Origin of the sequence: Sulfurospirillum sp. MES, from assembly GCF_000789415.1 — a bacterium.
Classification (GTDB): Bacteria; Campylobacterota; Campylobacteria; order Campylobacterales; family Sulfurospirillaceae; genus Sulfurospirillum; species Sulfurospirillum cavolei.
In genome coordinates this window covers 1-1,512 of record NZ_JSEC01000046.1, presented here as the reverse complement: position 1 = coordinate 1,512, position 1,512 = coordinate 1, and the positions used below count along the sequence as shown (strand labels likewise).

Annotated in this window: 2 protein-coding genes; both read left to right on the top strand. The window is 43.6% G+C overall.

Features of this window, described 5'->3' with window-relative positions; genetic code table 11:
* Positions 1–266, top strand: a 266-nt coding sequence (locus OA34_RS13305) for an L-lactate permease (protein ID WP_286683068.1), incomplete at its 5' end; no start/stop codon positions are given.
* 117 nt (positions 267–383) lie between these two features.
* Positions 384–1,512: response regulator (locus OA34_RS13300; protein WP_039676233.1), on the top strand; the 1,129-nt coding region annotated here is incomplete at its 3' end.

The window sequence follows — 1,512 nt, the reverse complement described above, 5'->3', positions numbered from 1 at the left end:
ATGCGCTTTTCTGCGGCTTGCAACAATCTACCGCACACCAATTGGGCTTAAACGAGACCTTAATGGTTGCGGCGAATACCACGGGCGGCGTCTGCGGCAAGATGATTTCTCCGCAATCGATTTCCATTGCATGTGCGTCTGCCGGTATTGTCGGAAAAGAGTCCGATCTCTTCCGATTTACGGTTAAGCACAGCTTGGTGCTAGTCGTGGTCATGGGTATTATGACGATGGCGCAAGCGTATATTTTAACATGGATGGTTCCGTAAATTAGCCTTTTGAGACGGCGGAATCTTCCGCCGTCGCCTTCTTTTAGAAAACTCCCAATGCTTTTATGTTACAATCAAAAATCCAACGAACGTTAATGCCCTCAATTAGGATTTTGAATGTCGCGTGAAAAAATACTCATCGTCGAAGACAATAAAGCACTCTCAAAACTGATCGTTAAAAAAATGCAATCCAGCCTTGATTTTGACATCGATGCCGCGTATAGCTACGAAGAAGCGTTAGCATTGGTTGAAAAAGAAAAAGACTACTTCGTGGCTCTTTTGGATTTGAATCTGCCCGATGCACCGGAGGGTGAAGTGGTCGATATGATTTTAAGCCATAAGATTCCTTCCATCGTCCTGACCGGTTCAATGGATCACGAGACGCGCGAAAAAATCTTAAAAAAAGAGGTTATCGATTACGTTCATAAAGGCAATATCGACGACGTGAATTATATTTTTTCGCTGATCGAACGCCTGCATAAAAATCGCGACGTTAAAGTGCTTGTCGTCGACGATTCGATTGTTGCTCGTGCACAAATTAAAGATTTTTTACAACGGCATATGTTTAAAGTGCTTGTGGCGGCACACGGCGAAGAAGCTTTGGCGTTTTTAGAAGACAATCCGGATATTAAACTGATTTTGACGGACTATTTAATGCCCGTTATCGACGGCGTGGAATTAACGAAAGAGGTACGCAAACGTTATTCGAAAAACGAACTGTCCATTATTGCGATGACCGCTAGCAACGCGGAATTGATTTCGGCGCATTTTTTAAAAATCGGCGCGAACGATTTTATCAATAAGCCTTTTAGTCAAGAAGAGATTACATGTCGTATCGACAATTCGCTGGACGCATTGGAATATATCGCTACGATTAAAGCTATGGCGCAAAGCGATTTTCTGAGCGGTTTGGCAAACAGGCGTTTTTTCTTTGAGCAGATGCAACACTATTTTAAAGAGGCGAAAGAGCACAGCGAGCCTTTTGCTCTGGGATTGATCGACATCGATCAGTTCAAACAAATCAATGATACTTTAGGGCACCGCATCGGCGACGCCGTGATTGTTGCCTTGTCCGAACAGCTGAAAAACCATTTTTGCGATAATGCTTTTATTTCGCGCTTCGGCGGCGATGAGTTTTGCGTCGTGCTCAAACAGTGCGACCCCAAAAAAGCGTTAGCTTATTTTGTTAAATTTACCGATGTCGTATCGCATTTAGCGATCAGCGTACCGGAAACAAAATCTTTAC